We start from the raw sequence: 25,625 nt of genomic DNA on the forward strand, positions 1-25,625 counted from the left end.
GACAGCCGCGCCACTCGGCTGCCGGACGCCTCTCCCTCTGCTACAAGCTGAACGGACATGTCCGAGCGTCAAGTCCGTCCCGCTTCGAGCGCCGAACCCATCGACCCCTTGCGGGCATGGTTCCGGTTCATCCGCCTCAGTCGGCGCGTCACCGCCGCCGTTGCCGGCGAGCTGCGGGAGATCGGCCTGTCGATCCCGCAATTCGACGTGTTGTCGACCCTGAGCGAGCAGGAAGGGCTGACGCAGCAGGAATTGGCGGCCCGGCTCTACGTCACGAAGGGCAACGTGTCGGGCCTGATCGATCGCCTCGTCGAGGCCGGACTGGTCGAGCGCCGCCCAATCCCCGGTGATCGCCGCTCCCATGCGCTTCACCTCACCCGCGTCGGTGCCGAGCTCGCGGCGCGCGGGATCGCTGCGCAGGCCGCCTATGTTGCGCGAACACTCGGCCGCCTCGACGAGGCGGATCTACGTACATTCGAGGAACTCGTTCTCAAATGGCGCGAATTGGTGCGTGCCGAAGCGCCGACCTGAAGTCGACCCGAAAAGAAACAGACGCCCGCGGCGTCCGTAGAGAGAAGTATATTTCTATATTCTGGGTGGGCCGGGCGGTCGAACGCAAACGACGCGCCCGATACCGCCTCGACCGGTTTACGCCTCGCCGGTCCGACCCGTCGACTGACCGCCCTTGCGGCCCGCGGATGAGGCCAGCTCACGATCCTGCGAGAAAGATCGCTTCTCGGCCGGCACCGAACGACCGCCCTTACTGGCGATTTCGCGCTGCCGTTCGATATTCATGGAAGCGAAACCTCGCTTCGAGGTGGAATTACCAGATGCCATCAGCGCCTCCTCAGGCTAACTCTTCACACCCTCCTCAACCGTCATCCCTTTCGATTGTTCCTTGGCCGTATCGGCGGCCAAGGTTTGGGAAACCCCTGTTCCGTCCAAACGTTAGCTCGGCTCACAGCAGCGCGTCGCGCGGAGTTGTGAACAGGTCTCCACAGGCCCGTCCACACCCGAGAGGAGCCGGGATGACGAACCGATATATGGTGAAGCGGTCGCTAGTGGCCAAGTCTGCCGACACCCCCGGGACCAATGGTCTTCCCGAACCGAACATCGCGCCATTGCCGGCGATGCCGGCGCCGGAAGACAGCCTGACGCCGACGACCCACGACGAACCCCTCGACTCGCCGCAGCCAAACCCCAGCGCCAAGCGCAGCCCGCCGAGCGCCGGCGACCTCGGATTATCGACCCGTCGAGAGGCGTGAGCGGCATTATTATGCTGAAACCATGTGCGGACCGTGGACGCAGCGAGGGACGGCGCTGCCATCGCGACACCGCGTCCTTGTGCCAAAGCATCTTGTGACAAGCGTTCGAAGGCACGGCGACTTTGACACGATCCGCCCTTGCGGCTACCCGCGGGCCTTTCCGCCCCGCCGCCGTGGAGGCGCATCGGAGTGTGTCCATGACCCTCGACAACGAGGTGATGTCGCTGCGGCAGGTGCCGCTGTTTCGGGAGGTCGAGCCGTCTCGCCTCAAGCTTCTCGCTTTCACCAGCGAGCGGGTGCATTTCGAGGCGGGCCAAGCCTTCTTCGCGCGCGGCGAGACGGCGGATGCGGCCTATCTCATTCTCGAAGGCAGCGCCGCGGTCTCCATCGATGGTCCCTTCGGCCCCGTGCGCCTTGCCCTGCTCGGTCCCAATGCGCTCGTCGGCGAAATGGGCATCCTGGCCGATCAGCCGCGCTCGGCGACCGTGACCGCCGACACCGCGACGATGGCATTGCGGATCGACCGCGATGTCTTCATCGAGCTGCTCGCCCAGTTTCCGCAGATCAGCATCGCCGTCATGCGCGAACTCGCGCTGCGCCTGGAGCAGACCAATCAGCGCTTGGCGGAGCGGGTCGGCAACGCCTGACCACCGGGCCCCGCCGCTTGATCGACCCGAGGGGCGCCATCCCGCGCTAGATCCGGCCCCTTCCTTCGAGGCGGATCCGGGCTTCCGCAGGCACCTTCCGGCTTGCCCATGCGGTCTTCATCTCGACCGCGCTGCTCTCTCAGCGGCGCCCGGGCCGTACGGCCGATCGTCGTGGCTTTCGGCAGAGGGTCTCGGCTCGATCCGCCCGGATGCTGCAAGTTCTGCCTCAGGCATCCATTGCCCATCCCGAAGATCCCGGCCAGTCCGGCCGGCACGCGCTTCACCGCTCCACCGAACAGACCCAATTCATGCACGTTTGTCGGCGGCAGCGGATCACAAATCGGGCGGCTCGCTTACGGCGTCGGGTAGGTGATGAACTCGATGAGCGAGCCGTCCGGATCGCGGAAATAGACGCTGACGCCCTGCCCGGCCGCTCCGTTTCGCTCCACCGGACCCAGTTCGACGGCCACGCCGTGAGCGGCGAGATGCGCCATCGCCTCCTCGATCGAGCCGGACCATCGGAAGCACAGATCGCTACCTCCAGGCATCACCGGTACGCGGGCGCGCGGCGTGCCGATCTGCCCGGGACCGTGGACGTTGAGCTGGACGCCGCCGAAGCGGAACACGACGCCTTTGCCGAACGGGATCACCTCGGCCCGCAGCACGTCGCGATAGAACGTTGTCGCCCGCTCCCAATCGGAGACGTGGATGACGCAGTGATCGAGGTGGATCGCCGGCGCCAGCGCCGTGACGTCGACGCCTGCTTCCTCGACGAGCTGGGTCTCGGTCTCAGGCATCCTATCCCTCCTGCTCACGCACTCTTGCGCTGCAGATAATGCGGTCCGCGCCTTGGGCGAGGCGGCCTCACGGCTACGTTCCTCGCTCGATGCGGCCCCGAAGTCACACCCGATCGGTCCCGAGGCGGGTAGTCATGGCGGATGAATTGCAACGCTAACCCGCCGTCAGCGGCGGTGACAGGAGCCGCTATGGCCGCCCCCATGACCGCCGGCACGGCCGCCTCCAACACGGCCCGGACGGCGACCCGCCGCGTGATGCTCGCCGCGTTCTGCCTCGTGCCGCTCGCAGCCTGCCAATCGTCGAAGCCGGGCCCCATGGCCGGCGGCGACGACGATGCGGCCTGGTACATCGGCACGATGCCCGACAAGCCGTTCGACGTGCCGCTGGTCGACAGGTCGCGGATCGATCCGAAGTACCGCCGCCAGGAGGTCGCCTATAACGGCCCGGAGGCGCCGGGAACGATCGTCGTCGACATCGACAAGCGTCAGCTGGCTCTGGTTCAGGAGGGCGGCACGGCGCTGCAATACGGTGTCGGGGTCGGCAAGGCCGGCTTCTCTTGGAAGGGCGACGCGCGGGTCGGCCGCAAGGGTGTGTGGCCGGATTGGAGCCCGACCACGACGATGGTCTCGCTCAATCCGGGCATCGAGCGGTCGCGCAAGGGCGGCATCGACAACCCGCTCGGCGCCCGCGCGCTGTACCTCTACAACGGCAATCGCGACACTCTGTTTCGCATCCACGGCACCAACGAGCCCTGGAGCATCGGCGAGCAGATGTCCTCCGGCTGCGTGCGCATGCTCAACGAGGATATCGTCGATCTCTACGAGCGTGTCCCCGTCGGTGCCCGCGTGGTGGTGAAGCGGAGCGGGAAGTACCGCGTCTGATCCGGTCGGCGGACGGGAACCTTCTGCGTTCGCCGAACGTCCTTATCCTGCGGCCAAGCTTGGCCGCAGGAACGCGCTCGAATCTTCGTCCATGACCATTACCATCTCGCATCTTCAGCCGATCATCGCGATTCTGGCGGGCGTGCTGATCCTGATCGCGCCCCGGCTTCTGAACTATATCGTCGCGGTCTACCTCATCGCCGTCGGGCTGATCGGCCTCGGCGTCCTGCGCCATTTTTCCTGACGGAGAGCGGGGCGAGGCCGTTGCGGTCCACGGCCGTGAATCCGTCCCACGAGGGTCGCGCGGCCGGTTTTCGCGGCGCAACATTGCCGCTCCGCGCGCTTCCCTGCCGGAAGGCCCTCCCCTTTTGCGGCTCGCGCACTACGCTCTGACAGAGCCTCTACATCGTCACTCCTCACCGTGGAGTGGCGCAAAGCTTATCCTTGCACTGCGACAGGAGATGCGCCACGCCCGCGTGAGCGGCGCTCAGGTCGCCACATCCGTCCAGCGGAGAGACTGATGACGAAATGGGTCTATTCCTTCGGTGACGGCAAGGCCGAGGGCGAGGCGTCGATGCGCAATCTCCTCGGCGGCAAGGGGGCCAACCTCGCCGAGATGTCGAACCTCGGCCTTCCGGTGCCCCCCGGCTTCACCATCACGACCGAAGTCTGCACCTACTACTACGAGCACGGCGAGACCTATCCGGCGGATCTCAAGGACGCCGTGAATGCGGCGCTGGAGAATGTCGGCCGGCTCACCGGCCGTCGCTTCGGCGATGCCGACAAGCCGCTGCTCGTATCGGTCCGCTCCGGCGCCCGCGCCTCGATGCCGGGCATGATGGACACGGTGCTCAATCTCGGCCTCAACGATACCACCGTCGAGGCCCTGGCGAAGGATGCCGACGACGAGCGCTTCGCCTACGATTCCTACCGGCGCTTCATCACGATGTACTCGAACGTCGTGCTGGGCGTGGAGCACCACGCCTTCGAGGAGGCGCTGGAACACTACAAGGAGCAGAAGGGCCTCAACCTCGACACCGACCTGAAGGCCGACGACTGGAAGCACCTCATCGGCGTCTACAAGAAGATCGTCCGGGACGAGCACGGCTCTGATTTCCCGCAGAAGCCCGAGGACCAGCTCTGGGGGGCGATCGGCGCGGTGTTCGATTCCTGGATGATCCCGCGGGCCAAGAAGTACCGCGAACTGAACAACATCCCGGAGAGCTGGGGCACGGCGGTCAACGTCCAGGCCATGGTGTTCGGCAACATGGGCGACACCTCCGCCACCGGCGTCGCCTTCACCCGCAACCCCTCCACCGGCGAGAGCGCGCTCTACGGCGAGTTCCTCATCAACGCCCAGGGCGAGGACGTGGTCGCGGGTATCCGTACGCCGCAGGACATCACCGAGAAGGCCCGCATCGAGGCCAAGTCCGACAAACCGTCGATGGAAAAGGCGATGCCCGAGAGCTTCGCCGAGCTGACGCGGATCTACGGGATTCTCGAAAAGCACTACCGCGACATGCAGGACATGGAGTTCACCATCGAGCGGGGTAAGCTCTGGATGCTCCAGACCCGCAACGGCAAGCGCACCGCCAAGGCGGCCCTGCGCATCGCCGTCGAGCTGGCGGGCGAGGGCCTGATCTCGAAGGAAGAGGCGATCAAGCGCATCGAGCCCGGCGCCCTCGACCAGCTCCTGCACCCGACCATCGACCCGAACGCCGAGCGCAAGGTCATCGCCACCGGCCTGCCGGCCTCGCCGGGCGCGGCGGTCGGCGAGATCGTGTTCAACTCGGAAGCTGCGGAAGCCGCCAAGAAGGCCGAGCGCCGCTGCATCCTCGTGCGCATCGAGACCTCGCCGGAGGACATCCACGGCATGCACGCCGCCGAGGGCATCCTCACCACCCGCGGCGGCATGACCAGCCACGCGGCGGTGGTCGCCCGCGGCATGGGCAAGCCCTGCGTCTCCGGCGTCGGCTCGATCCGGATCGACTACAAGGCGCAGACGCTCACCGTCGGCGGCGTCACGCTCAAGGCGGGCGACGTCATCACCATCGACGGGTCGACCGGTCAGGTGATCCAGGGCGAGGTCAAGATGCTCCAGCCCGAGCTGTCGGGCGACTTCGCCGCCCTGATGGAGTGGGCCGACGCGGTGCGGACCATGAAGGTGCGCACCAACGCCGACACCCCGGCCGATGCCCGCGCCGCGCGCAAGTTCGGCGCCGAAGGCATCGGGTTGTGCCGGACCGAGCACATGTTCTTCGAGGGCGACCGCATCGTGGCGGTGCGCGAGATGATCCTCTCGGATGATGCCGAGGGCCGTCGCAGCGCGCTCGCCAAGATCCTTCCCTACCAGCGCCAGGACTTCGTCGAGCTGTTCACGATCATGTCGGGCCTGCCCGTCACGATCCGCCTGCTGGACCCGCCGCTGCACGAGTTCCTGCCGCACACGGACGAGGAGATCCGCGAGGTCCAGTCGGCCACCGGCATTCCGGAGGACAAGATCCGCAACCGCATCCGCGAACTCTCCGAGCACAACCCGATGCTCGGCTTCCGCGGCTGCCGACTGGCCATCGCCTTCCCCGAGATCGCCGAGATGCAGGCCCGCGCGATCTTCGAGGCGGCGGTCCAGGCCGCCAAGGATACCGGCGCGCCGGTGACCCCGGAAGTGATGGTGCCGCTCGTCTTCACGCGGATGGAGTTCGACATCGTCAAAGCCCGCATCGACGCCATGGCCAAGGCCGTGACGGAGGAGACCGGGGCCGAGCTCGAATATCAGGTCGGGACGATGATCGAGCTGCCGCGGGCCGCGCTCAAGGCCGGCGAGATCGCCGAGACCGCGGAGTTCTTCTCCTTCGGCACCAACGATCTGACCCAGACCGCGCTCGGCATCTCCCGCGACGACGCCGCGACCTTCCTCGGGCCCTACACCCAGAAGGGCATCCTCCCGGTCGATCCCTTCGTGTCGATCGATCAGGAGGGTGTGGGCGAACTCGTGAAGATCGGCGCCGAGCGGGGCCGCAAGACCCGCGACGGGCTCAAGCTCGGCATCTGCGGCGAGCACGGCGGCGACCCGGCCTCGATCGGCTTCTGCCAGGAGGTCGGCCTCGACTACGTCTCCTGCTCGCCGTTCCGCGTGCCGATCGCTCGCCTCGCGGCGGCCCAGGCGGCGCTCGGCACGGACGCCTGACACGATCGGACGACCCCGCGGGCCCCGGCCCGCGGGGGCCACGGGACGGTCGGGCAAGCTTCGCAATAATTTTGCGGACAGCCCCCTGAACCCGTGTCGCCCGGGCACGTTACCTGCTAGCGGAAGACCCAGCGCGGCGAGCGTCGATTGGTCTTCCGGCCAGGGCACCCGCGGGACTTCCAGCCATGTCGCATCCCGACTCCCCCACGGCCCTCCTCGATCATCGCGCCATCGTTCCCGGTCACCGGGCGATGCAGGCCGCCTATCTCTGGATCCTCGCGACGCTCGCCACCGCCACCGGTGTGATCGGGCTGATCTACCTCGAGGCCGATCGCAACGAGCGCGAGGCCGGCCGGGCGATCATCGCCTCGCAGAACGGGAGCGGCTATGTCGCCGTCCTCGTGAATGGTCTCGCTCAACGCCACGGCCGGCCGACGCCTTAACCGTCCGGCAACCACGTTCGCGATTAAACTCCGATCCGTGAGGAACGGGCGCTGCGGCTTGGCTTAAGCTGCAGCCTCCGGCCGCTCGTGAGCGTGGAGTGTCGGCGTTGCGTACGAGGCGCGTGCGAGGCCTGGGGCTCGGCCCCCGCTGGATCGTCTCGGCCGTGGTGCCGTGGATGCTGGCGAGCGGCCTGCTGGTTTCCTTCACCGCCACCGCGGGGACCGACGCCACGCTCGGGCCGGACCGGCTCTCGGCGCGGGATGTCGCGGTGACCGGTGCGCTGGTGGCCTCCACCGCGTGGAGCCCGGACGTCATCGATGCCGGTCTCGTTGCGCCCGGTGCTCCCCATGAGGCCGAGCCGGGAGAGGAAGGACTGCCTCCGCTCGCCGACTCCGACGGCGCGACCCCCGCCACGCCCCGTGCCGTTGCCCTGTCCTCGGTGACGCCGGCTCCCGCCGACGCGACTCCGATCGAGGTCGCCGCGTCGAATCTTGCCCTGCCGGGCTTCTCGGCCCGTCTCGATCGCGGCCCCTCAGCCCTCGATCCGCAGATGTCGGCGCCGGAGGCCAAGTCCCACTACGCCGACCTGATCGATCCGAATGCGATGGACCGCGAACAGCGCTGCCTCGCGGAGGCCGTCTATTTCGAGGCCCGCAGCGAGCCCGAGGAGGGACAGGCCGCCGTGGCGCAGGTGGTGCTGAACCGCGTCAAGAGCGGGCTCTACCCCTCCTCCGTCTGCGGCGTGGTCTATCAGAACCGCCACCGCTTCATGGGCTGTCAGTTCTCGTTCGCCTGCGAAGGCAAGTCGCTGCGCATCACCGACGCCGATTCCTGGCGCAGCGCGACCCGCTTCGCCAGCGCGGTGATCGAAGGCCGCACCTATGTCAGCGAGGTCGGTGGCGCGACCCACTACCACGCCGACTACGTGCGCCCTGGCTGGTCACGCCGGCTTAAGCGCAAGGACATGATCGGCCGGCACATCTTCTATCAGCTCAAGCCCAATCAGACGTGAGGTCCGAGTCACGGTGCGGAAGGTCGGCGCGCCCGATCATTTCGCCTGCTTGAGGTAGTTCGCTCCGCCGATCACCAGAAGCTTGTCCGTGTCCCGGTCCGGTGCGAACAGGCTGAGCGATTCCGTCCCGCCCGCCTCGTCGCTCAGCGTGATCCGGAAACCTGAGACCGCGTAGCGCCCGCTTTGGAGAGGGCGGCGGCTGTGCCCCGCCACGGTGGTGCCGCCGTCGATCGACCCGCCGGTGGAGGAGAAGCCCGTGCTGCTCTCCCGGGTGAAGCGCCCGTCCGGGCTCAGGGTCAGCGTGCGCGTGCCGCCGACCGCCCCTGTCGGACCGCTCGATCCGAAGGTGTGGCTCCACGTGCCGGAGAAGCGATGTCCCTCGGCGAAGGGCGGCATGGTCGCGTAGCGCCTGTCGCCGATCTTGATGCCGTCCTTGGTGCGGGCGAAGGCTTCGCTGGAGCGCTTCGCGAGGCCGAACTGATTCTCCACCTCGACGCGGTCGATGCGGTTGGCCGAGAGCCAGCCGCCCTTCAGCGCGTAGATGCCGCAAGTCGTCACCTCGGTGCGGCAATGGCCCGCCATATCGCCGTCGCGCGGCATCTCGGTGGTGTAGAGGCCGCTCTTGTCGAACAGCAGGGTTTCCTGGTCGGCGATGAAATCCATGCCGCCGAAGGCATTGGGCATCAGCCGCGTCTCGGTGCGCGCATAGAGTCCGTCCATCCCGCCATCGCCGGCTCTCGGCGCGAGGGCGAGGCCGCGATCGTCCTTCGACGCGCGGTAGGTCTGCACCAGCCTCTCGAACGCCTCGCGGACGGGTTTTTCGGTCTCGCGCTCGAGCTGGAGCGTGAGAAGCATCAGGTAATGTTCGCTCCCCCCGGCAGCGATCCCGACAAACCAGGCGTTCATCCGCAGCCCGTCGCTCGACCGGCAGCAGCGCTGCTCGATGCGGATGGGGTGTCCGTCGAGGGTTTCGCCCGCCTTCGCCGTGAGCGGCTTTCCCTCAGCCGGAACCTGCTTGATTCCGCGCACGAACTGCGTGAACGCCGTGTCGAAGGCACCGGAGGCAGGCTTCGGCTTGGCGACCAGAAGGATCGCCAGGCCCTTGCGCCCGCGCGGGCCCGACGGCTCGTAGACGCGCTGGAACAGGAGGCCGTCGCTCATCTCGCGCCGCGTCCAGTCCTCGAAGGCGGCGGGCAGGTCGAAGCGGGCGACGCCGAGCGCCGTCTCGGCGGGTCGGGCCGGCTGCGCAGTCGCGATCAGGACCGCGAGCGCGGCCCAGGCGCCGCCCGCCCCCCGGCGCGAGGGGGAACCCGTCACGTCACGACGCTCGGCTCCGCCCGGCCGGTGAGCCGCTCGATGTCGGCCAGTTCCCGCGCCACCGCGACCACGGGGGCGAGAACCTCGGCCACTGGCAGTTCCAGCCGGTCCGGGTCCGCCTCGTAGCGCTCGATATAGACCCGAAGCGTCGCCCCGGCGGTTCCGGTCCCCGAGAGCCGGTAGACGATGCGGGCATCCTCCGCGAAGGTGATCCGGACGCCCTGCGCTTCCGTGACCGAACCATCCACCGGATCGACGTAGCGGAAATCGTCCGCCGCCTGCACGGTCATGCCACCGATCTCGGTCCCCGGCAGCGAGGCGAGCCGGGCGCGCAGGCCGTCCATCAGGCGGTTGGCGGCGCCGGAATCGATCTCCTCGTAATCGTGGCGGGTGTAGTAGTCGCGCCCGTACTGGGCCCAGTGCGCCCGTACGAGTTCCTGCGCCGGCCGACCGGTCGCGGCCAGGATGTTGAGCCAGAGCAGCACCGCCCACAGCCCGTCCTTCTCGCGCACGTGGTTCGAGCCGGTGCCGGCGCTCTCCTCGCCGCACAGCGTGATGCGGCCGGCATCGAGCAGGTTGCCGAAGAACTTCCAGCCGGTCGGGGTCTCGAACGCCTCGATCGTGAGGGCGGCGGCGACGCGATCGACCGCACGGCTCGTCGGCATCGATCGGGCGACGCCCGCGAGCCCTCCGGCATAGCCCGGCGCCCTGTGAGCGTGGGCGGCGAGAATGGCGAGGCTGTCGCTCGGCGTGACGAAGAGGCCGGGCGCGACGATCATGTTGCGGTCGCCGTCGCCGTCGGAGGCCGCACCGAAATCCGGCGCATCGGGGCCGTGCATCAGGTCGAACAGCTCGTGGGCGTGGACCGGGTTCGGATCGGGATGGTGCCCGCCGAAATCGGGCTTGGGCTCGCCGTTGACCACGGTGCCGGGCGCCGCGCCGAGCGCCCCCTCCAGGATCGCCTTGGCGTAGGGGCCGGTCACCGCCGAGAGAGCATCGAAGCGCATCCGGAAGCCGGAGGCGAACATCTTCGACAGCGCCTCGAAGTCGAACAGCGTACGCATCAGCTCGGCGTAGTCGGCGACAGGGTCGATCACCTCCACGGTCATCCCATCGATCTCGGTGGCGCCGATCCGGCCGAGGTCGAGATCGGGCGCATCGGAGATGCGGTAGTCGCCGATGGCCTTGGTGCGCTCGAAGATCGCGGCGGTGACGCTTTCCGGCGCCGGACCGCCGTTGCTGCCGTTGAACTTGATGCCGAAATCGCCGTCCGGCCCGCCAGGATTGTGGCTCGCTGAGAGGACGATGCCGCCGACGGCCCCATGCTTGCGGATGACGCAGGAGGCGGCCGGGGTCGAGAGCAGGCCGTTCTGCCCCACCAGCACCCGCCCGAAGCCGTTGGCGGCGGCGATCTTGAGGGCGATCTGGACCACCTGCTCGTTGAAGAAGCGACCGTCTCCGCCGATCACCAGGGTCGCGCCCTTGCGATCAGGGATGCAGTCGATGATCGCCTGGACGAAGTTCTGGACGTAGTGCGGCTGCCGGAACACGGGCACTTTCTTGCGCAGGCCCGAGGTGCCGGGCTTCTGGTCCGAATAGGGACTGGTGGGAACCCGCTTCGCGGCCATGGTTCGCTCGATTCTCGCCAAGGATAAGGTTCGCACGTCGTAGTGCGCTGTGTCGGTTCGAGTAGGCCGGACTCGCGGATTTCGCCAGGGTCCGGCGCCGCCGTCACACCTCCGAGCCGAGACGGACGGAGAGAACCGACGGATTCTGCCTCAGCCGCTCCGCGATGGCCGCGACGCTCGTCTGCGACAGCCGGACGAAGGCGATGGTGACCTCCTCCACGCCCTCGTCATCGCCCGGGCGCACCACGAACTGGCGCACCCGAGAGGCGCGCTCACCGGTGACCTCCTGAAGGGTGTCGATCGACAGGCTGCCGGTCTTGACGGTGAGATGGAGCGCGCGACTGTGCAGCCGGTCGCGCCAGCGCTCCTCGATCGGCTTCACCCCCGCGAGGATGCCGACGACGAGCACCGTGGCGGCAATCGCCGCGACGTAGAGGCCGCCGCCGACGGCAAGCCCGATCGCCGCCACCGCCCACAGGCTCGCTGCGGTGGTCAGGCCCTTCACCACTTCGCCGCGCAGAAGGATCGTGCCGGCACCCAGGAAGCCGATGCCGGAGACGACCTGCGCGGCCACGCGCGAGGGATCGAGCACCACGTCCTTCTGTCCGAGCACGTCGGAGAAACCGAAGGCCGAGACGATCATGAAGAGGCAGGCGCCGACGCAGACCAGCATGTGCGTGCGCAGGCCCGCGGCCCAGAGCAGCCGCTCCCGCTCGAACCCGATCACGCTGCCCATGGCGCCCGCGAGCACGAGGCGCGCCACCATCTCGCCGTTTCCGAGCATCGCTCCTCCCGCGCCGATCGTGCGGCCGAGATTGCGCCCGCTGCTCCTGACGCGCAACGAGGCCCCGGCGTGACGCCCCAACTTGACGCTCCGGCGGGCGCGGGTCCAATGCGGCGCGCCTTCCAAAACCGTCAGCCGTTCGTGGGCCGTCGATGCCGCCGCTTCTCGCACTCCCCTTTCCGGCCATCGATCCGGTCGCGGTCTCGATCGGACCCGTCGAGATCAAGTGGTACGCCCTGTCCTACATCGCGGGTCTCGTCGGCGGCTGGTTCTACGCGCGCCGGCTGGTCGCGGCGGATTCGCTCTGGGGTGTGGTCAAGCGCCCGACGCTCACCGACATCGACGACCTGATCGTCTGGGTCGCGCTCGGCGTCGTGCTCGGGGGGCGGATCGGCTATGTGCTGTTCTACAACCTGCCGCTCTACATGGAGCACCCGCTGGAGATCCTGGCGATCCGCAACGGCGGCATGTCGTTTCACGGCGGGTTTCTCGGTGCGATCCTGGCGCTGCTGCTCTTCGCCCGCGCGCGCGGCCTCAACGGCTACACCATGCTCGACATCGCCGCCGTGGTGGTGCCGGTCGGCCTGTTCTTCGGGCGCATCGCCAACTTCGTGAACGGCGAGCTGTGGGGGCGCGCCGCGCCGGATTTCCCCTACGCCGTGGTCTTTCCCACCGGGGGTGACGTGCCGCGCTACCCGAGCCAGCTGTTCGAGGCCGCCACAGAAGGCTTGCTGCTGTTCATCGTCATGGCGCTCGCCGTGCGCCGGTTCGGTTTCCGCAAGCCGGGCCTTCTCGGGGGCATCTTCGTACTGGGCTACGCGCTGGCGCGAACCTTCTGCGAATTCTTCCGCGAGCCGGACCGGCAGCTCGGCTTCCTGTTCGGTCAGGATGTCAATGCGCTCGGCGGCGGCGTGACCATGGGGATGCTGCTCTGCGTGCCAATGGCGCTGGTCGGCCTCGTCTACATCGTGCTCGCCGCCCGCGGAGTGACGCGTCCGCGACAGGCGGGTCCGGAGATCCAGGCCGAAGCGGGACAGATCTGAGCGTGGACGCCGAGGCGACGCCGCTCCTGCAAATCCTGGTTCGGGAGATCCGGGCGGACGGGCCGATCGGCCTCGACCGTTACATGGCGCTCTGCCTCGGACATCCCTCGCACGGCTACTACGCCACGCGCGATCCCCTCGGCCGGAGCGGCGACTTCGTCACCGCGCCTGAAATCAGCCAGATGTTCGGCGAGTTGATCGGTGCCTGGACGGCGTCCGTGCTGCCGATGATGGCGGCGGCGGCACCGGGCGAGCGGCCCTGCCTCGTCGAACTCGGCCCGGGCCGCGGCACGCTGATGGCCGACGCCCTGCGGGTTCTGCGCGTGGCCGGCGCCGCTTTCGATCTCCACCTCGTCGAGACCAGCCCGGTGCTGCGCGGTATCCAGGCGGATCGGCTCGCCGGCGCCGCTCCGGCCTTCCACGATTCCGTGGCGAGCCTGCCGGACGCACCGCTCCTCGTGATCGCCAACGAGTTCTTCGATGCCCTGCCGGCCCGCCAGTTCGTGCGGACGGATCGGGGGTGGTGCGAGCGCCGGGTCGGCTTGACGGCCGCCGGCGACGCACTCGCCTTCGGCCTCGACCCGGAGCCCGATCCGCGTCTCACGGCACCAGCGCCGGAGGGCGCCGTCTTGACCCTGCCGAGCCAGGGGCTCGCGGTCCTGCGCGATCTCGGCCGTCGCCTCGTCGCGAAGGGCGGCGCCCTGATCGTCATCGATTACGGCGGCGACCAGCCGGGCTTCGGCGACACCTTCCAGGCGGTGGCGGGCCACCGCTACGCCGATCCGCTGAGCCGGCCCGGCGAGGCGGACCTGACGCTGCAGGTCGATTTCGGCACGCTTGCCCGCGCGGCCCGTGCGGAGGGTCTGGCTGCTCTCGGGCCGGTGACGCAGCGCGAATTCCTGCTGTCGCTCGGCCTCGACGCCCGCGCTGAGCGGCTGAAGGCCCGCGCCACACCGGACCAGGCGCGGGCGATCGAGGCCGCCGCCCGGCGCCTGACCGACCCGGACCCGCGCGGCATGGGCGCGCTGTTCAAGGTGCTCTGCGCCAGCCACCCGGCGCTCACGCCGCTGCCGGCATTCCCACCCCCGACCTGAGCCCATTCGTCGAGAGACCGCGAGATCATGTTCATCGAAGCGCCCGAGCTGAGCTCGCATTCTTACGTACGGCACGCCTTCTTCACCCGACGGGGCGGCGTTTCCGAGGGTCTCTACGCTTCCCTGAACGGCGGGATCGGCTCGAACGACGAGCCGGCCCGCGTCGCCGAGAACCGGGCGCGGATGTGCGCGCAACTCGGACTGCCGAGCGACAACCTCGTCAGCCTCTACCAAGTGCATTCGGCCGAGGTGGTGACCGTCGAGGCCCCGTTTCCCCTGGCCGAACGTCCGAAGGCCGACGCCATGGTGACCCGGGTGCCCGGCTTGGCGCTCGGCATCGCGACGGCCGATTGCGGCCCGATCCTGTTCGCCGACCCGGAGAACCGCGTCGTCGGCGCGGCCCATGCGGGCTGGAAGGGCGCACTCGGCGGTGTCATCGCCGCGACGGTTGCCGCCATGGAGGCACTCGGCGCCGAGCGCGAGCGCATCGTAGCCGTGCTCGGACCGACGATTTCGCAAGCCTCCTACGAGGTCGGCTCCGAGTTCGTTGAACGTTTTCGTGCAGACGTGCCGGGAAGCGAGAAGTTTTTCGCCGAAGGGCGACCCGGACACGCTCAATTCGATCTGCCAGCCTTCATTCTCGAAAGACTGGTGGAAGCCGGAATCGGCGAGGCGGCTTCTGTCAACTTGTGCACCTATGCCGATCCCGACCGATTCTACAGCTTCCGGCGCACGACGCACCGCAACGAGCCGGATTACGGGCGACTGATATCGGCGATTGCACTCACTCCGTGACTATATTCTTACGGTACTCACAAAAGTCGTTGTATCCGTGCAACGCCCACCGCAACGGTGCCCACGGCCAGGCTTTTGTGCGCTGAAGCACTCGCATGTCGCGCCGCATCCATCGTAAGCCTTGCGGCGTCGCGGAACGCCGTGGTTGCATCCCTGCGACAATCTGTCCGGAACCGTCACCAAAAAAAGCTCGGCCGTAAGTGAACCTTGGCCGTTTGGTGACGTTTCCCGGTTGGAACGACGGCAGACCAAGACCACTGCCACAAAGGGGCCGCCTTCGGGACGGTCGGCGTGGTCAAGCCGCAACAGCATCTTCCGGGATGCTGGCATAGATACGGGGCACCGTGCCGCCTCGCTTCCCCGGAAGCACCGGCACAGTCAGAGAGGACCAGAGTAATGAAATCCTTCCTTCGCGCCGGTACGGCCATCGCCGGCATCGCCTTCGCCGGTTCGGCGCTCGCCGCCGACCTGCCGCGCCGCGCCGCTCCGCCGCCGGTGTTCCAGCCGGTGCCGGTCTTCACCTGGACGGGCTTCTACGCCGGTTTCAACGCCGGCTACGGCTTCGGCACCGGTGACGACAACAACGCTCCGACCGTGATCGGCGTGAACGGCCTCAGCGGCCTGGTCGCCCCGGGCGGCACCGCTGCCATCGCCTTCAACAACCGTCGCAGCGACGAAGGCTTCGTCGGCGGTGGTCAGATCGGCTACAACTACCAGTTCACCCCGGGCTCCGGTGTCGTGATCGGTATCGAGGCCGACGCCCAGTACGTCGACTTCGGTCGTGACCGGAACCGCTTCTCGGTCGCCCCGGGCTCCTCGCCGTTCCTGGCCGGCACCCAGATCTTCAACCCGAACGGTCTGTCCGGCCTCGACTTCTTCGGCACCGTCCGCGGTCGCCTCGGCTACGCCTTCGACCGCACCCTCGTGTACGGCACCGGCGGCTTCGCCTACGGCTCCGGCGGCGGCTCCGACTTCGGCCTGCCCGGCGGTTCGTCCGACGACTTCCGCACCGGCTGGGCCGCCGGTGGTGGTATCGAGTACGCTCTCCCGACCGACTCGTTCCTGAACTTCTTCAAGTCCTCGGCTGTCACGCTGAAGGTCGAAGGTCTCTACGTGAACCTCGATCGCGGCAACCGCCTGAACGGCGCCTTCGGTGCCACCCCGGCCGGCAACCTCGTCTACACGAACAGCCCGGGCGTGGTGCTCGCCTCCGGCAGCGTCGCTCGTCAGCGCGAGACCGAGTTCGCCGTCGTCCGCGCCGGCCTGAACTACAAGTTCGGCTCGTACTAAGATCTGGCGCCTCGGCGGTCCCTCACCGGACCGCCGAACGTCTTCGGAGAAGCCCGGCCTTGCGGTCGGGCTTTTTCTTTGTCCGGTGTCATGGTCTTTGTCCGGTGTTCTGGCACACCGGTTTGCGTGCCCGGCCGATGCGGACAATCGACGCCGGCCCCCTGACAAAAGCTCGACCGGTCCCCATCTCCTAGCCGCCGTGCGGTGACGAGGCCGTCGCCGCCTTCAGGAGGACGGCTCCATGAACAGCGAAGAACGCGACATCATCAACGGCATCTTCCAGCGCCTCGAGCAGGCGTCCGGTCAGCCCCGGGACGCCGATGCCGAACGTTTCATCGCCGAGAAGCTGCGCAGCCAGCCCTACGCACCCTACGCGATGGCCCAGCTGATCTACGTGCAGGAGGAGGCGATCAAGAGCCTGAACCAGCAGCTCGAACAGGCCCGCGCCCAGGCGCAGTCCCAGCCCTCCGGCGGCGGCGGCTTCCTGTCGAGCATCTTCGGCGGCGGTCAGCGCTCCGAGCCGCAGCGTCCGGCCGGTCAGGCCTGGGGCCAGCAGGGCGGGTACGGTCAGCAGGGCGGCTACGGTGGTCCGCAGGGCGGGCCTCAGCTCGGCTACGGCCAGCAGCCGGGTTACGGTGGTCCTCCGCAGGGCGGACCCTGGGGTGGTCAGGCCCAGCAGCCGGCCCGCGGCGGCGGCTTCCTCGCCACCGCGCTTCCGATGGCGGCCGGTGCGGCGGGCGGCATGCTGCTCGGCAGCGCCCTCTCCAACGCCTTCGCGGGCGGGCATTCCGCGCTCGGCAGCGCTCAGGCGGCGGGCCTGGGCGGCGGTGACACGGGCGGCGGCATGTTCGGCGGCGGCGACCAGGATCTCGGCTCGGCGCTCGGCGGCGGTGACGGCGGCTTCCAGGACGCCTCGTTCGGCGGTGGCGGCGACGATTTCGGCGGCGACCTCGGCGATGGCGGGGATGACGACTGGGCCTGATCGGGCCTGATCGAGTAGAAAAAAGAGCCCGGTGCCGGTCCCCCGGCACCGGGCTTTCTCTTGGGTCGGAAGGCGTCAGATCACCTCGACGCGGGTCCCCACCGGTGTCCGCTCATAGAGGTCGATCACGTCCTCGTTCATCATCCGGATGCAGCCCGAAGACACGTTCTGCCCGATCGTGTGCGGCTCGTTGGTGCCGTGGATGCGGTAGAGCGAGGTGCCGAGATACATCGCCCGGGCGCCGAGCGGGTTCTCCGGCCCGCCCACCATGTGCCGCGGCAGGTCGGGACGGCGGCGCAGCATCTCGGCGGGCGGCGTCCAGTCGGGCCATTCCCGCTTGGCGGTGATCGTCTTAGCGCCGGTCCAGACGAAGCCCGGACGCCCGACGCCGATCCCGTAGCGGATCGCCTGTCCGCCCGGCTGGATCAGGTAGAGATACTTCGCATTCGTATCGATCACGATCTGGCCGGCCCGGCCGGGGCCGTCATAAGCGACGACTTGGCGGGCGTAGCGGGGGTCGATCGCCCGGGCAACGGCGCTCTCCTCGGGCCCCGGGCCGGTCGGCAGTGCCGCGAACCGGGCGCGCGGCTGTGCGACGGGGGCCGGGTGCGGCGCGGCCAGCGCGCCGTAGCCGTCGACGGCGGAGCGCCGCGCCGGACCCTGAGCGTCGCCGGTCATCAGGAACTCGATGAAGCCGCCGCCGTAGCGGCCCGGCTCGGCCTGGGCCATGGCCGGCCCGCACACTCCCACCATGGCGAGCGCCGTCAGCGCCACGCTCCATTTCGCCCGCATCCCACACTCCCGCCCAGCACACGCGATGCGGAGAGCTTTTCGGCATTTGCCCTGCGGGCGATGAACAAACGTGGTGAATCGCCCAGACGGCCGGGCCGGCCCCCGCAAACCGCGCGGCGTCCTCAACGGCCGGTAAATGGCTCCGGTCGCCCGAAAACTTTCAGCAAATCGAAACCACTACGCCGGATTGTGTCGCACGAGATCCGTCCCCGAAGGCCCGCCCGACCGATGATCACCAAGCGCTACCGCATTGAGGAAAGCCTCGGATTGCCTGTACCGGCGGCCGGCATCTCTGCGGCTGCTCCGGAGACGCTACCGAATCCGCGCCTCGACGAGATTCTCACGGCGATCAACGATCTGCGGCGCATCACCCAGGCGAGCGCCGGCGAGACCATCGAGGCCTGCCGCCGCGAACTCGGCGAAGCGTTCGCCATGCGCCACGAACTCGAAGTGATGAAGGAGGCGATCACCCGCACCAAGTCGGAGATCGCCAGCCTTCACCGCTCCGAGAGCACCGGCAAGGGCATGCGGCGCGTCGCGGGCGAGCTCGACGCCGTGGTCGAGTCGACCGAGGAGGCCACCTCGACCATCCTCGGCAGCATCGAGAAGATCGAAACCAATGCCAACATGATGCGCGGCATGCGCCTGACGAAGGCCGCTCAGGAGAATGTCGACGGCATTCTCGACAACGTCATCGCGGCCTACGAGGCCTGCAACTTCCAGGACCTGACGGGCCAGCGCATCAGCAAGATCGTCAGCGTGCTCAAGTTCGTCGAGGAGCATCTCGACCGTGTGATCGAGGCCTGGAGCGGTCTCGACGGATTCCGGGACCTGCTCGCCGTAGAGACCGCCGCGGTCGACGAGAACGACGAGAGCTCGCTCCTCAACGGGCCGAAGCTTCAGGACGATCCCGGCCACGTCGACCAATCGGACATCGACGCCCTGTTCGATTGAGTGCCGCGACGCGGCGGCCCTTCCAACCGGAATCGCCGCGGCCTACATCGGAGCCATGAGCCGCGCGACCCGATCCGCCTTCGACGACGTCCCGCCCGACGGGTTCGACGAGGACGAGAACGAGGCGCCCTCCCTCGAAGAGGCGCCCGAGATCGACTTCGATTTCGAGCCGGGGGCCGTTCAGGCCGGCACGGAGATCATCCGCCGCTTCTGGACGACCCTGCCGACCTCGCCGGGCGTCTACCGGATGTTCGACCACAAGGGCGACGTCCTCTACGTCGGCAAGGCCAAGAACCTGAAGGCCCGCGTCGGCTCCTACGCCCGCGGTCAGGCGCATTCCAACCGCATCGCCCGCATGATCGCGCAGACGGCGGCGATGGAGTTCGTCACCACCTCGACCGAGACGGAAGCTCTGCTGCTGGAGGCCAACCTCATCAAGCAGTTGAAGCCCCGCTTCAACGTGCTGATGCGCGACGACAAGTCGTTCCCCTACATCCTGCTGACGAGCGACGGCCCGGCGCCGCAGATCGTCAAGCACCGCGGTGCCCGCCGCCGCAAGGGCAACTACTACGGCCCCTTCGCCAATGTCTGGGCGGTCAACCGCACGGTGAACGCGCTCCAGCGCGCCTTCCTGCTGCGCACCTGCTCCGACAGCTACTACGAGAACCGCACCCGGCCCTGCCTGCTCTACCAGATCAAGCGTTGCTCCGGCCCCTGCACCGGCGAGATCGCCCTTGAGGATTATACCGGGCTCGCCGACAGCGCCCGCGCCTTCCTCTCGGGCAAGTCCAACGCGGTGAAGGACCGGATGCGCGAGGAGATGGAGCGCGCCTCCGAGGCGCTGGAGTTCGAGCGCGCGGCGCGCTTCCGCGACCGGATCGCCGCGCTCTCGGCGATCCAGGGCACGCAAGGGGTGAACACGCAAGGGGTCGAGGAGGCCGACGTCTTCGCCCTCGACGAGCAGGCGGGTCAGTTCTGCATCGAGGTGTTCTTCTTCCGCAACTTCCAGAACTGGGGCAACCGCGCCTACTTCCCCAAGGCCGACCGCTCCATGAGCGCCGACGAGGTGCTCGCCTCGTTCATCTCGCAGTTCTATGACGACAAGCCCGCCCCGCGCCTCGTGCTGGTGAGCCACACGATCGAGGATGCCGAACTCGTGGCCGCGGCCCTGTCGAGCCGCGTCGAGCACCGGGTGGAGATCCATCGGCCGCAGCGGGGCGAGCGCAAGAACCTCGTCGATTACGCCCAGCGCAACGCCAAGGAGGCGCTGGGCCGCCGCCTCGCCGACACCGCCTCGCAGGGCAAGCTGCTGACAGCGCTCGGCCAAGCCTTCGGTCTCGACAAGCCGCCGCGGCGGGTCGAGGTCTACGACAACTCGCACATTTCCGGCACGGCCGCCGTCGGCGGCATGATCGTCGCGGGCCCGACCGGCTTCATGAAGACGCATTACCGCACCTTCAACATCAAGTCGGAGGAGCTGACGCCCGGCGACGATTTCGGGATGATGCGCGAGGTGCTGACCCGCCGCTTCAAGCGGCTGGCCAAGGAGGCGCCCCGCACCCCGCGGGAGGGCGAGGTCGGCGAGCCGCAGGCGGCGGCCGAGGGGCGGGCGGTCCCGGCGGCGACCGACGCGATGCCGGACGATCCCGACGCCTTCCCGGCCTGGCCCGACCTCGTGCTGATCGACGGCGGCGCGGGGCAGCTCGAGGCCGCCCGCGCCTCGCTCGCCGAGATCGGCGTGATCGATGTGCCGCTGGTCGGAATCGCCAAGGGCCGCGATCGGGATGCCGGTCGCGAAACCTTCTTCGTGCCCGGCCGGACCCCGTTCAAGCTGCCGCCGCGCGACCCCGTGCTCTACTTCGTGCAGCGTCTGCGCGATGAGGCGCACCGTTTCGCCATCGGCACGCACCGGGCGCGGCGCAAGCGCGAGATGACCAGGAACCCCCTCGACGAGATCGCTGGCATCGGCCCCACTCGCAAGCGCGCGCTGCTGCACCATTTCGGCACCGTGAAGGCCATCCAGCGGGCCGCCTTGGAGGATCTCGCCAAGGCGCCGGGCGTGAACGCCGCCACCGCGCGGGCGGTCTACGATTTCTTCCACGCCAACGCTTGAGCCGAGCCCGTGCCGACAGAGCCTGCGCCCGACGCGATCCCGACGCGGTTGACGCCCCACGCGACCCGTGATTTCACCCCGGCGATGAACGCCGTCCTCCCCCGACGCCGGTCGCAGGCCTGGACGCTCGCGAACTGCCTGACCTACGGCCGCCTCGTCGCGGTCCCCGTCGTCGTCGCGCTGCTGTTCTGGCCGGACGAGATCGCGGCGCGCTGGGCCGCCTTCGGCGTGTTCGTGGCCGCCGCCATCACCGACTATCTCGACGGCTATGTCGCCCGCGCCTGGGCACAGAGTTCCGCGCTCGGGCGGATGCTCGACCCGATCGCCGACAAGCTCCTCGTTTCGGCCTTGCTGCTGATGCTGGCTGCCGACCGCACCATCGCCGGCGTGTCGCTCTGGGCAGCCATCGTCATCCTGTGCCGCGAGGTGCTGGTCTCCGGCCTGCGCGAATATCTGGCGGAACTGAAGGTCGGCCTGCCGGTCAGCCGGATCGCCAAGTGGAAGACGACGGTGCAGCTCATCGCCCTCGGCGTCCTCGTCGCCGGCCCGGCCGGCGAGAGCGTCATTCCCGGCAGCCTCACGGCCGGGATCGTCCTGCTGTGGCTCGCCGCCGCCCTGACGCTCTACACCGGCTGGGACTACATGAGGGCCGGGATTCGGCACGTGATCGACGATCCGCGCTGACGCGACCGTTCTCGCCCCGGCTCTGCCCGGCGACGACGGCATTGGAAGTGAGTGTGAGATGAAGCTCGTCTATTTCGCCTGGGTGCGCGAGCGTGTCGGCAGGCCCGAGGAGACCGTGAGTCTGCCCGAAGGCGTCGCCACCGTGGCCGACCTGATCGGCTGGCTGAAGACGCGGGGCGAGGAATACGCCTATGCCTTCGAGAACGAGGGCGTGGTGCGCACGGCGATCGACCGCGTCCACGCCAAGCCCGGAAGCGCCATCGCCGGGGCGCGGGAGATCGCGTTCTTCCCGCCGATGACGGGCGGCTGAGGCCTCAGCTCAGCGCCTCGCGAAACGCGTTGAGGTTCGAACGCATCATCTCCAGATAGCCCGCCGCCGGCCCGCCCGGCGCGCTCAGCGCGTCGGAATAGATCCGGCCGCCGACCTTCGCGCCGCTCTCGCGGGCGATCTGCTGCATCAGCCGCGGGTCGGCGATCGATTCCACGAACACTGCGGGCACCTTGTCCCGGCGGATCTGGCGGATGATGCGGGCGACGTCCCGCGGACCGGCCTCGCTGTCCGTCGAGATGCCCTGCGGCGCCAGGAAGCGCATGCCGTAGGCGGCGCTGAAATAGCCGAAGGAATCGTGGGTGGTGATGATGCGCCGCCGCTCCTCCGGGATCGTGGCCAGCGCGGAGCGGATCTCGCCGTCCAGCGCATCGAGCTGCTGCGTGTAGGCGGCGGCGTTGGCGGCGTAGAGGCTGGCATGGGCCGGATCGGCGGTGCTCAGGCCGTCGCGGATGTTGGCGACGTAGAGCTTCACGTTCGCCACGTTCTGCCACGCATGCGGGTCGGCGTGGTCCCCCTCCCCGTGATCATGTCCATGGTCGTCGTGGTCATGGCTGCCGGCGATGGTCTTCACGCCCTTGGAGGCCACGACCACCGGCGCCTTGGTGCCGGATGCCTTGATCAGCCTCTCCAGCCAACCCTCGAAGCCGAGGCCGTTGACGACGACGAGGTCGGCCTCCGCCACCCGCCGGGCGTCGCCCGGTGCCGGGGAGTAGCCGTGCGCGTCCGCATCCGGCCCGACGAGGCTCGTCACAACGACCCTGTTCCCACCGACCTGCGCCACGAGGTCGGCCAGGATCGAGAAGGTCGCGACCGCCTTCAGCCGCGTCTCCTGCGCCGCCGCGAGGGACGGCGCGAGGCCGGCGATCAGCAGAATCGCGGCCGCGAACCCGCGCCTCATGAACCGTCTCATCCCAAAACTCCTCCGCTCCGACGCGGTGATAATGTAACATTATCACATCGCCAAGATGCCTGTCGGAACATGGACAAGCTTTCATGTTGCAGACACACGCCAGAGACGCCCGGACACACGCCAGAGACGAAACCGACGCATCGTCGCGGGATCGGGGCAGACGCCCTGTCTGACGGAGATGTCCCATGATCAGGAAACGCGCGACGGGTCTTGCGATGGTGGGGCTGGCGCTGCTCGGCGCGGCCGGTGTCGGGACCGCGGCGGTCCATGCCGGCGAGCGCGGCGGGCCTTTCGCGGACGGTCCGCACGGCCATCGGCACGGGCGCTGGTCGGCGCTCTCGGCCGAGGACCGGGCCGCCTTCGCCGATGCCCGCATCGCCGGTCTGCATGCCGGCCTGAAGCTGAACCCGGAGCAGGAGAAGCTCTGGCCGCCGGTCGAGGCGGCCATGCGCGACCTCTTCAAGCAGCGGGCGGCTCAGCGCGAGGCCCGGCGCGAGCGCGGCCGGATGGTCGACGACGCTCCCGGCGCGCTCCGCGCCATGGCCGACGCGGCGACCGCCCGGGGCGAGGCTCTGCGCAAGCTCGCCGATGCCAGCACGCCGCTCTTCGCGACGCTCGATGACGGCCAGAAGCGCCGCGCCATGCTCCTCGCCCGGCCGATGCGCCCCTTCGGCGGCCCGCACAAGGGTTGGCATCGCCACGGCCCCGGTGGTCCGGGCGGTCGTGACGGCAGCGACGAGTAGCATCGGGACCGCCGCTTGATCCGAGAGCCGTGCGGCGGCAAACACCGCGGGCCCCGGCGTTCCGGCCGGGGTCAGCACAGACACGGTACAACATGGCGCGCCGGCCGCTCCTGAGGGGCGACACCCTTCCCCTGCTCGGGCGGCTCTGGCGGGAATGGCTCTCGCCCCACCGGGCGACGCTGGCGGTGGTGCTCGTGCTCATCGCCATCGTCGGCGCGGCGACGGGGCTCTATCCCGCTCTGATCAAGGCCGCCTTCGACGCCTTCGATCACAAGGACATGGGCGCCCTCGCCTACGGCCCGCTCATCGTCATCGCCGTCACCTCCGTGCGCGGCTTCGCCCTGTTCGGCCAGACGGTTCTGACCAATCGGGTCGTCACCCGGGTCGAGGCCGACATGCAGGCCGCGCTCTACGCCCACCTGATCGACGCCGATCTGGCCCAGCTCGGCCGCGAGAGCCCGGCGGCCTTCACCCAGCGCTTCACCACCGACTTCGCCTTCATCAAGGAGGCGCTGACCCGCATCTCGACGGTTCTGCTGCGCGACGTGGCCATGCTGGTCGCGCTGGTGATCGCGCTGATCTGGATGGATCCGCTGCTGACGCTGGCCGCCGCGGTCACGGCGCCGCTGGTGGCCGGGCCGGTCAACCGCATCGGCAGGCGGCTGCGCCAGGTCTCCACCACGACGCAGGAGCAGATGGGCGCGACCGCGAGCCTCATCACCGAGAGCCTCCAGGGCGCCCGCGTCGCCAAGACCTATGCTCTCGAAGGCTATCTCAAGGGCCGCGCCGCGCAGGCGCTGGACGAGGTGCGCCGCCTCAAGATGAAGGCGGCCAATGCCCGGGGCCGGCTCGATCCGCTGATGGAGATCGGCGGCGGCCTCGCGGTGGCCGGCGTGCTGGTGCTGGTCGGCCAGCGGGTGATGGCGGGCGACCGCACCGTCGGCGACTTCACCGGCTACGTCGCCGCCCTTCTGCTGGCCGCGCAGCCGGCCCGGGCACTCGGCACCCTCAACGCGATCCTGCAGGAGGCCGCCGCGGCCCTTTCCCGCTACTTCGCCCTGATGGACGAGCCGCCGACGATCCGCGAGGCGCCGTCCGCCCGGCCGCTGACGGTGACCCGGGGGGAGATCCGCTTCGAGGCCGTGCATTTCCGCTACCGCGCCGATGCGCCCGCGCTGGAGGGGATCGACCTCGTGGTGCCGGCCGGCTCGACCACGGCGCTGGTCGGACGCTCGGGCTCGGGCAAGTCGTCCCTGCTCAACCTCGTGCCGCGCCTTCAGGACGTCACGTCGGGCAGCGTCCTCATCGACGGCGCGGACATCCGCGACGTCACGATCCCGTCGCTGCGGGCGGCGATCGCGGTGGTGTCGCAGGAGGTCGTGCTGTTCGACGACACCGTCGCGGCCAATATCGGCTTCGGCCGCCCCGGCGCGTCGCAGGACGAGATCGAGGCGGCGGCGAAGGCCGCGGCGGCGCACGGCTTCATCTCGCGGCTGAGCGAGGGCTATTCCTTCCGGGTCGGACCGGGCGGCGGGCGGCTCTCTGGGGGGGAGCGCCAGCGCATCTCCCTGGCCCGCGCCTTCCTCAAGAATGCGCCGATCCTGCTCCTCGACGAGGCGACCTCCGCCCTCGACTCGGAATCCGAACACCTCGTGCAGGAGGCGCTCGAACGGCTGATGCGGGGGCGCACCACGCTGGTCATCGCCCACCGCCTCTCGACCGTGCGCGAGGCCGACCGCATCGCCGTGCTCGAGGCCGGCCGGGTGATCGAACTCGGCCGCCACGACGAACTGGTCGCGGCAGGCGGCACCTATGCGCGGCTGCACCGGCTGCAATTGTCCGACGACACGGGCGCCCCGAAGCCCGAGGCGGCCTCGGTCTGACGACGCCCACGCCCAATTGTCCGGACGCCAAGCCACCTTCCCCGTCTC

At 68.9% G+C, this 25,625-nt stretch carries 26 protein-coding genes; 19 read left to right on the forward strand and 7 right to left on the reverse strand.

Annotation, left to right across the window (positions count from 1 at the left end):
• The first annotated feature begins 57 nt into the window (after positions 1 to 57).
• The gene (locus HNR01_RS03070; RefSeq protein WP_183666563.1) at positions 58 to 531 is read left to right on the forward strand and encodes a MarR family winged helix-turn-helix transcriptional regulator; all 474 of its coding nucleotides are present in this window, start codon (positions 58 to 60) and stop codon (positions 529 to 531) included.
• A 117-nt stretch (positions 532 to 648) separates the two neighbouring features.
• Here the strand turns inward: HNR01_RS03070 and HNR01_RS03075 are convergent, their stop codons facing one another.
• Positions 649 to 837, reverse strand: coding sequence for a con-10 family general stress protein (locus HNR01_RS03075; protein WP_041371474.1), 189 nt, complete (start codon positions 835 to 837; stop codon positions 649 to 651).
• A gap of 191 nt (positions 838 to 1,028) precedes the next feature.
• Between HNR01_RS03075 and HNR01_RS03080 the strand changes: the two genes are divergently transcribed.
• Entirely contained in the window at positions 1,029 to 1,265 is a 237-nt protein-coding gene (locus tag HNR01_RS03080; protein ID WP_083920688.1) for a hypothetical protein, read from the forward strand.
• A gap of 197 nt (positions 1,266 to 1,462) precedes the next feature.
• Complete coding sequence (locus HNR01_RS03085) at positions 1,463 to 1,912, forward strand: Crp/Fnr family transcriptional regulator (protein ID WP_183666565.1); 450 nt, start codon at positions 1,463 to 1,465, stop codon at positions 1,910 to 1,912.
• Positions 1,913 to 2,265: 353 nt separating this feature from the next.
• Here HNR01_RS03085 and HNR01_RS03090 read toward each other — a convergent pair whose 3' ends face one another.
• A complete protein-coding gene (locus tag HNR01_RS03090; RefSeq protein ID WP_017486153.1) occupies positions 2,266 to 2,709 on the reverse strand; it encodes a VOC family protein in 444 nt (147 codons plus the stop codon).
• 189 nt (positions 2,710 to 2,898) lie between these two features.
• Between HNR01_RS03090 and HNR01_RS03095 the strand changes: the two genes are divergently transcribed.
• The 5 genes from HNR01_RS03095 (at position 2,899) to HNR01_RS03115 (ending at position 8,234) form a co-directional block, all read left to right on the forward strand.
• Complete coding sequence (locus HNR01_RS03095; protein ID WP_017486152.1) at positions 2,899 to 3,591, forward strand: L,D-transpeptidase; 693 nt, start codon at positions 2,899 to 2,901, stop codon at positions 3,589 to 3,591.
• A 91-nt stretch (positions 3,592 to 3,682) separates the two neighbouring features.
• Positions 3,683 to 3,835: a DUF3096 domain-containing protein gene (locus tag HNR01_RS03100; protein WP_017486151.1), complete on the forward strand. Its 153-nt coding sequence runs from the start codon at positions 3,683 to 3,685 to the stop codon at positions 3,833 to 3,835.
• A 276-nt stretch (positions 3,836 to 4,111) separates the two neighbouring features.
• Positions 4,112 to 6,778 (forward strand): pyruvate, phosphate dikinase, encoded by a 2,667-nt coding sequence (gene ppdK, locus HNR01_RS03105; protein ID WP_017486150.1) that lies wholly within the window; start codon positions 4,112 to 4,114, stop codon positions 6,776 to 6,778.
• A 185-nt stretch (positions 6,779 to 6,963) separates the two neighbouring features.
• Positions 6,964 to 7,221 carry a hypothetical protein gene (locus HNR01_RS03110; RefSeq protein WP_017486149.1) on the forward strand — a complete coding sequence of 86 codons (258 nt, stop codon included), beginning with the start codon at positions 6,964 to 6,966 and terminating at the stop codon, positions 7,219 to 7,221.
• A 107-nt stretch (positions 7,222 to 7,328) separates the two neighbouring features.
• Positions 7,329 to 8,234 (forward strand): cell wall hydrolase, encoded by a 906-nt coding sequence (locus tag HNR01_RS03115; protein ID WP_183666566.1) that lies wholly within the window; start codon positions 7,329 to 7,331, stop codon positions 8,232 to 8,234.
• A gap of 36 nt (positions 8,235 to 8,270) precedes the next feature.
• On the opposite strand, the gene HNR01_RS03120 is transcribed toward HNR01_RS03115, so the two are convergent.
• The 3 genes from HNR01_RS03120 to HNR01_RS03130 all read right to left on the reverse strand — a co-directional run bounded on the left by HNR01_RS03120 (position 8,271) and on the right by HNR01_RS03130 (position 11,963).
• Positions 8,271 to 9,551: a hypothetical protein gene (locus HNR01_RS03120; protein ID WP_017486147.1), complete on the reverse strand. Its 1,281-nt coding sequence runs from the start codon at positions 9,549 to 9,551 to the stop codon at positions 8,271 to 8,273.
• A complete protein-coding gene (locus HNR01_RS03125; protein WP_183666568.1) occupies positions 9,548 to 11,179 on the reverse strand; it encodes an alpha-D-glucose phosphate-specific phosphoglucomutase in 1,632 nt (543 codons plus the stop codon). Before HNR01_RS03125 ends, HNR01_RS03120 begins: the two co-directional genes overlap by 4 nt.
• Positions 11,180 to 11,282: 103 nt before the next feature.
• Entirely contained in the window at positions 11,283 to 11,963 is a 681-nt protein-coding gene (locus HNR01_RS03130; protein ID WP_017486145.1) for an MgtC/SapB family protein, read from the reverse strand.
• Positions 11,964 to 12,115: 152 nt separating this feature from the next.
• Here HNR01_RS03130 and lgt point away from each other — a divergent pair, with 152 nt between their 5' ends.
• The 5 genes from lgt to HNR01_RS03155 all read left to right on the forward strand — a co-directional run bounded on the left by lgt (position 12,116) and on the right by HNR01_RS03155 (position 17,167).
• Positions 12,116 to 13,006 carry a prolipoprotein diacylglyceryl transferase gene (gene lgt / locus HNR01_RS03135; protein ID WP_017486144.1) on the forward strand — a complete coding sequence of 297 codons (891 nt, stop codon included), beginning with the start codon at positions 12,116 to 12,118 and terminating at the stop codon, positions 13,004 to 13,006.
• Positions 13,007 to 13,008: 2 nt separating this feature from the next.
• Positions 13,009 to 14,100 (forward strand): class I SAM-dependent methyltransferase, encoded by a 1,092-nt coding sequence (locus tag HNR01_RS03140; protein ID WP_017486143.1) that lies wholly within the window; start codon positions 13,009 to 13,011, stop codon positions 14,098 to 14,100.
• Positions 14,101 to 14,127: 27 nt separating this feature from the next.
• Entirely contained in the window at positions 14,128 to 14,895 is a 768-nt protein-coding gene (pgeF, locus tag HNR01_RS03145; RefSeq protein WP_017486142.1) for a peptidoglycan editing factor PgeF, read from the forward strand.
• A 396-nt stretch (positions 14,896 to 15,291) separates the two neighbouring features.
• A complete protein-coding gene (locus tag HNR01_RS03150; RefSeq protein WP_017486141.1) occupies positions 15,292 to 16,185 on the forward strand; it encodes an outer membrane protein in 894 nt (297 codons plus the stop codon).
• A gap of 241 nt (positions 16,186 to 16,426) precedes the next feature.
• Entirely contained in the window at positions 16,427 to 17,167 is a 741-nt protein-coding gene (locus tag HNR01_RS03155; RefSeq protein WP_153873719.1) for a DUF2076 domain-containing protein, read from the forward strand.
• A gap of 75 nt (positions 17,168 to 17,242) precedes the next feature.
• Here HNR01_RS03155 and HNR01_RS03160 read toward each other — a convergent pair whose 3' ends face one another.
• Positions 17,243 to 17,959, reverse strand: coding sequence for a L,D-transpeptidase (locus HNR01_RS03160; protein WP_183666570.1), 717 nt, complete (start codon positions 17,957 to 17,959; stop codon positions 17,243 to 17,245).
• Between the two features lie 228 nt (positions 17,960 to 18,187).
• On the opposite strand from HNR01_RS03160, the gene HNR01_RS03165 reads away from it, so the two are divergent.
• From HNR01_RS03165 to moaD, 4 genes are all read left to right on the forward strand, one after another.
• Complete coding sequence (locus tag HNR01_RS03165) at positions 18,188 to 18,913, forward strand: protein phosphatase CheZ (RefSeq protein ID WP_017486138.1); 726 nt, start codon at positions 18,188 to 18,190, stop codon at positions 18,911 to 18,913.
• Between the two features lie 55 nt (positions 18,914 to 18,968).
• Positions 18,969 to 21,026 carry an excinuclease ABC subunit UvrC gene (gene uvrC, locus HNR01_RS03170; protein ID WP_183666572.1) on the forward strand — a complete coding sequence of 686 codons (2,058 nt, stop codon included), beginning with the start codon at positions 18,969 to 18,971 and terminating at the stop codon, positions 21,024 to 21,026.
• Positions 21,027 to 21,110: 84 nt separating this feature from the next.
• The gene (gene pgsA / locus HNR01_RS03175; protein WP_026105777.1) at positions 21,111 to 21,710 is read left to right on the forward strand and encodes a CDP-diacylglycerol--glycerol-3-phosphate 3-phosphatidyltransferase; all 600 of its coding nucleotides are present in this window, start codon (positions 21,111 to 21,113) and stop codon (positions 21,708 to 21,710) included.
• 58 nt (positions 21,711 to 21,768) lie between these two features.
• Positions 21,769 to 22,020 carry a molybdopterin converting factor subunit 1 gene (moaD, locus tag HNR01_RS03180; protein ID WP_017486135.1) on the forward strand — a complete coding sequence of 84 codons (252 nt, stop codon included), beginning with the start codon at positions 21,769 to 21,771 and terminating at the stop codon, positions 22,018 to 22,020.
• A 4-nt stretch (positions 22,021 to 22,024) separates the two neighbouring features.
• On the opposite strand, the gene HNR01_RS03185 is transcribed toward moaD, so the two are convergent.
• On the reverse strand, positions 22,025 to 22,951 hold the full coding sequence (locus tag HNR01_RS03185) for a metal ABC transporter substrate-binding protein (protein ID WP_183666574.1): 927 nt from the start codon (positions 22,949 to 22,951) through the stop codon (positions 22,025 to 22,027).
• A 185-nt stretch (positions 22,952 to 23,136) separates the two neighbouring features.
• Between HNR01_RS03185 and HNR01_RS03190 the strand changes: the two genes are divergently transcribed.
• Both HNR01_RS03190 and HNR01_RS03195 read left to right on the forward strand, forming a co-directional pair.
• Entirely contained in the window at positions 23,137 to 23,694 is a 558-nt protein-coding gene (locus HNR01_RS03190) for a Spy/CpxP family protein refolding chaperone (protein WP_246417376.1), read from the forward strand.
• A gap of 92 nt (positions 23,695 to 23,786) precedes the next feature.
• Positions 23,787 to 25,577 carry an ABC transporter ATP-binding protein gene (locus tag HNR01_RS03195; protein ID WP_183666576.1) on the forward strand — a complete coding sequence of 597 codons (1,791 nt, stop codon included), beginning with the start codon at positions 23,787 to 23,789 and terminating at the stop codon, positions 25,575 to 25,577.
• The last annotated feature ends 48 nt before the right edge of the window (positions 25,578 to 25,625 follow it).

Source organism: Methylorubrum rhodesianum (assembly GCF_014199985.1).
Lineage (GTDB): Bacteria > Pseudomonadota > Alphaproteobacteria > Rhizobiales > Beijerinckiaceae > Methylobacterium > Methylobacterium rhodesianum.

Excerpts from the sequence above, each read along its gene's own strand:
- HNR01_RS03070 (WP_183666563.1), top strand. The coding sequence starts at position 58 with ATGTCCGAGCGTCAAGTCCGTCCCGCTTCGAGCGCCGAACCCATCGAC.
- HNR01_RS03075 (WP_041371474.1), bottom strand. The coding sequence starts at position 837 with ATGGCATCTGGTAATTCCACCTCGAAGCGAGGTTTCGCTTCCATGAAT.
- HNR01_RS03080 (WP_083920688.1), top strand. The coding sequence starts at position 1,029 with ATGACGAACCGATATATGGTGAAGCGGTCGCTAGTGGCCAAGTCTGCC.
- HNR01_RS03085 (WP_183666565.1), top strand. The coding sequence starts at position 1,463 with ATGACCCTCGACAACGAGGTGATGTCGCTGCGGCAGGTGCCGCTGTTT.
- HNR01_RS03090 (WP_017486153.1), bottom strand. The coding sequence starts at position 2,709 with ATGCCTGAGACCGAGACCCAGCTCGTCGAGGAAGCAGGCGTCGACGTC.
- HNR01_RS03095 (WP_017486152.1), top strand. The coding sequence starts at position 2,899 with ATGGCCGCCCCCATGACCGCCGGCACGGCCGCCTCCAACACGGCCCGG.
- HNR01_RS03100 (WP_017486151.1), top strand. The coding sequence starts at position 3,683 with ATGACCATTACCATCTCGCATCTTCAGCCGATCATCGCGATTCTGGCG.
- ppdK (WP_017486150.1), top strand. The coding sequence starts at position 4,112 with ATGACGAAATGGGTCTATTCCTTCGGTGACGGCAAGGCCGAGGGCGAG.
- HNR01_RS03110 (WP_017486149.1), top strand. The coding sequence starts at position 6,964 with ATGTCGCATCCCGACTCCCCCACGGCCCTCCTCGATCATCGCGCCATC.
- HNR01_RS03125 (WP_183666568.1), bottom strand. The coding sequence starts at position 11,179 with ATGGCCGCGAAGCGGGTTCCCACCAGTCCCTATTCGGACCAGAAGCCC.
- HNR01_RS03130 (WP_017486145.1), bottom strand. The coding sequence starts at position 11,963 with ATGCTCGGAAACGGCGAGATGGTGGCGCGCCTCGTGCTCGCGGGCGCC.
- lgt (WP_017486144.1), top strand. The coding sequence starts at position 12,116 with ATGCCGCCGCTTCTCGCACTCCCCTTTCCGGCCATCGATCCGGTCGCG.
- pgeF (WP_017486142.1), top strand. The coding sequence starts at position 14,128 with ATGTTCATCGAAGCGCCCGAGCTGAGCTCGCATTCTTACGTACGGCAC.
- HNR01_RS03150 (WP_017486141.1), top strand. The coding sequence starts at position 15,292 with ATGAAATCCTTCCTTCGCGCCGGTACGGCCATCGCCGGCATCGCCTTC.
- HNR01_RS03155 (WP_153873719.1), top strand. The coding sequence starts at position 16,427 with ATGAACAGCGAAGAACGCGACATCATCAACGGCATCTTCCAGCGCCTC.
- HNR01_RS03160 (WP_183666570.1), bottom strand. The coding sequence starts at position 17,959 with ATGCGGGCGAAATGGAGCGTGGCGCTGACGGCGCTCGCCATGGTGGGA.
- HNR01_RS03165 (WP_017486138.1), top strand. The coding sequence starts at position 18,188 with ATGATCACCAAGCGCTACCGCATTGAGGAAAGCCTCGGATTGCCTGTA.
- uvrC (WP_183666572.1), top strand. The coding sequence starts at position 18,969 with ATGAGCCGCGCGACCCGATCCGCCTTCGACGACGTCCCGCCCGACGGG.
- pgsA (WP_026105777.1), top strand. The coding sequence starts at position 21,111 with ATGAACGCCGTCCTCCCCCGACGCCGGTCGCAGGCCTGGACGCTCGCG.
- moaD (WP_017486135.1), top strand. The coding sequence starts at position 21,769 with ATGAAGCTCGTCTATTTCGCCTGGGTGCGCGAGCGTGTCGGCAGGCCC.
- HNR01_RS03185 (WP_183666574.1), bottom strand. The coding sequence starts at position 22,951 with ATGAGACGGTTCATGAGGCGCGGGTTCGCGGCCGCGATTCTGCTGATC.
- HNR01_RS03190 (WP_246417376.1), top strand. The coding sequence starts at position 23,137 with ATGATCAGGAAACGCGCGACGGGTCTTGCGATGGTGGGGCTGGCGCTG.
- HNR01_RS03195 (WP_183666576.1), top strand. The coding sequence starts at position 23,787 with ATGGCGCGCCGGCCGCTCCTGAGGGGCGACACCCTTCCCCTGCTCGGG.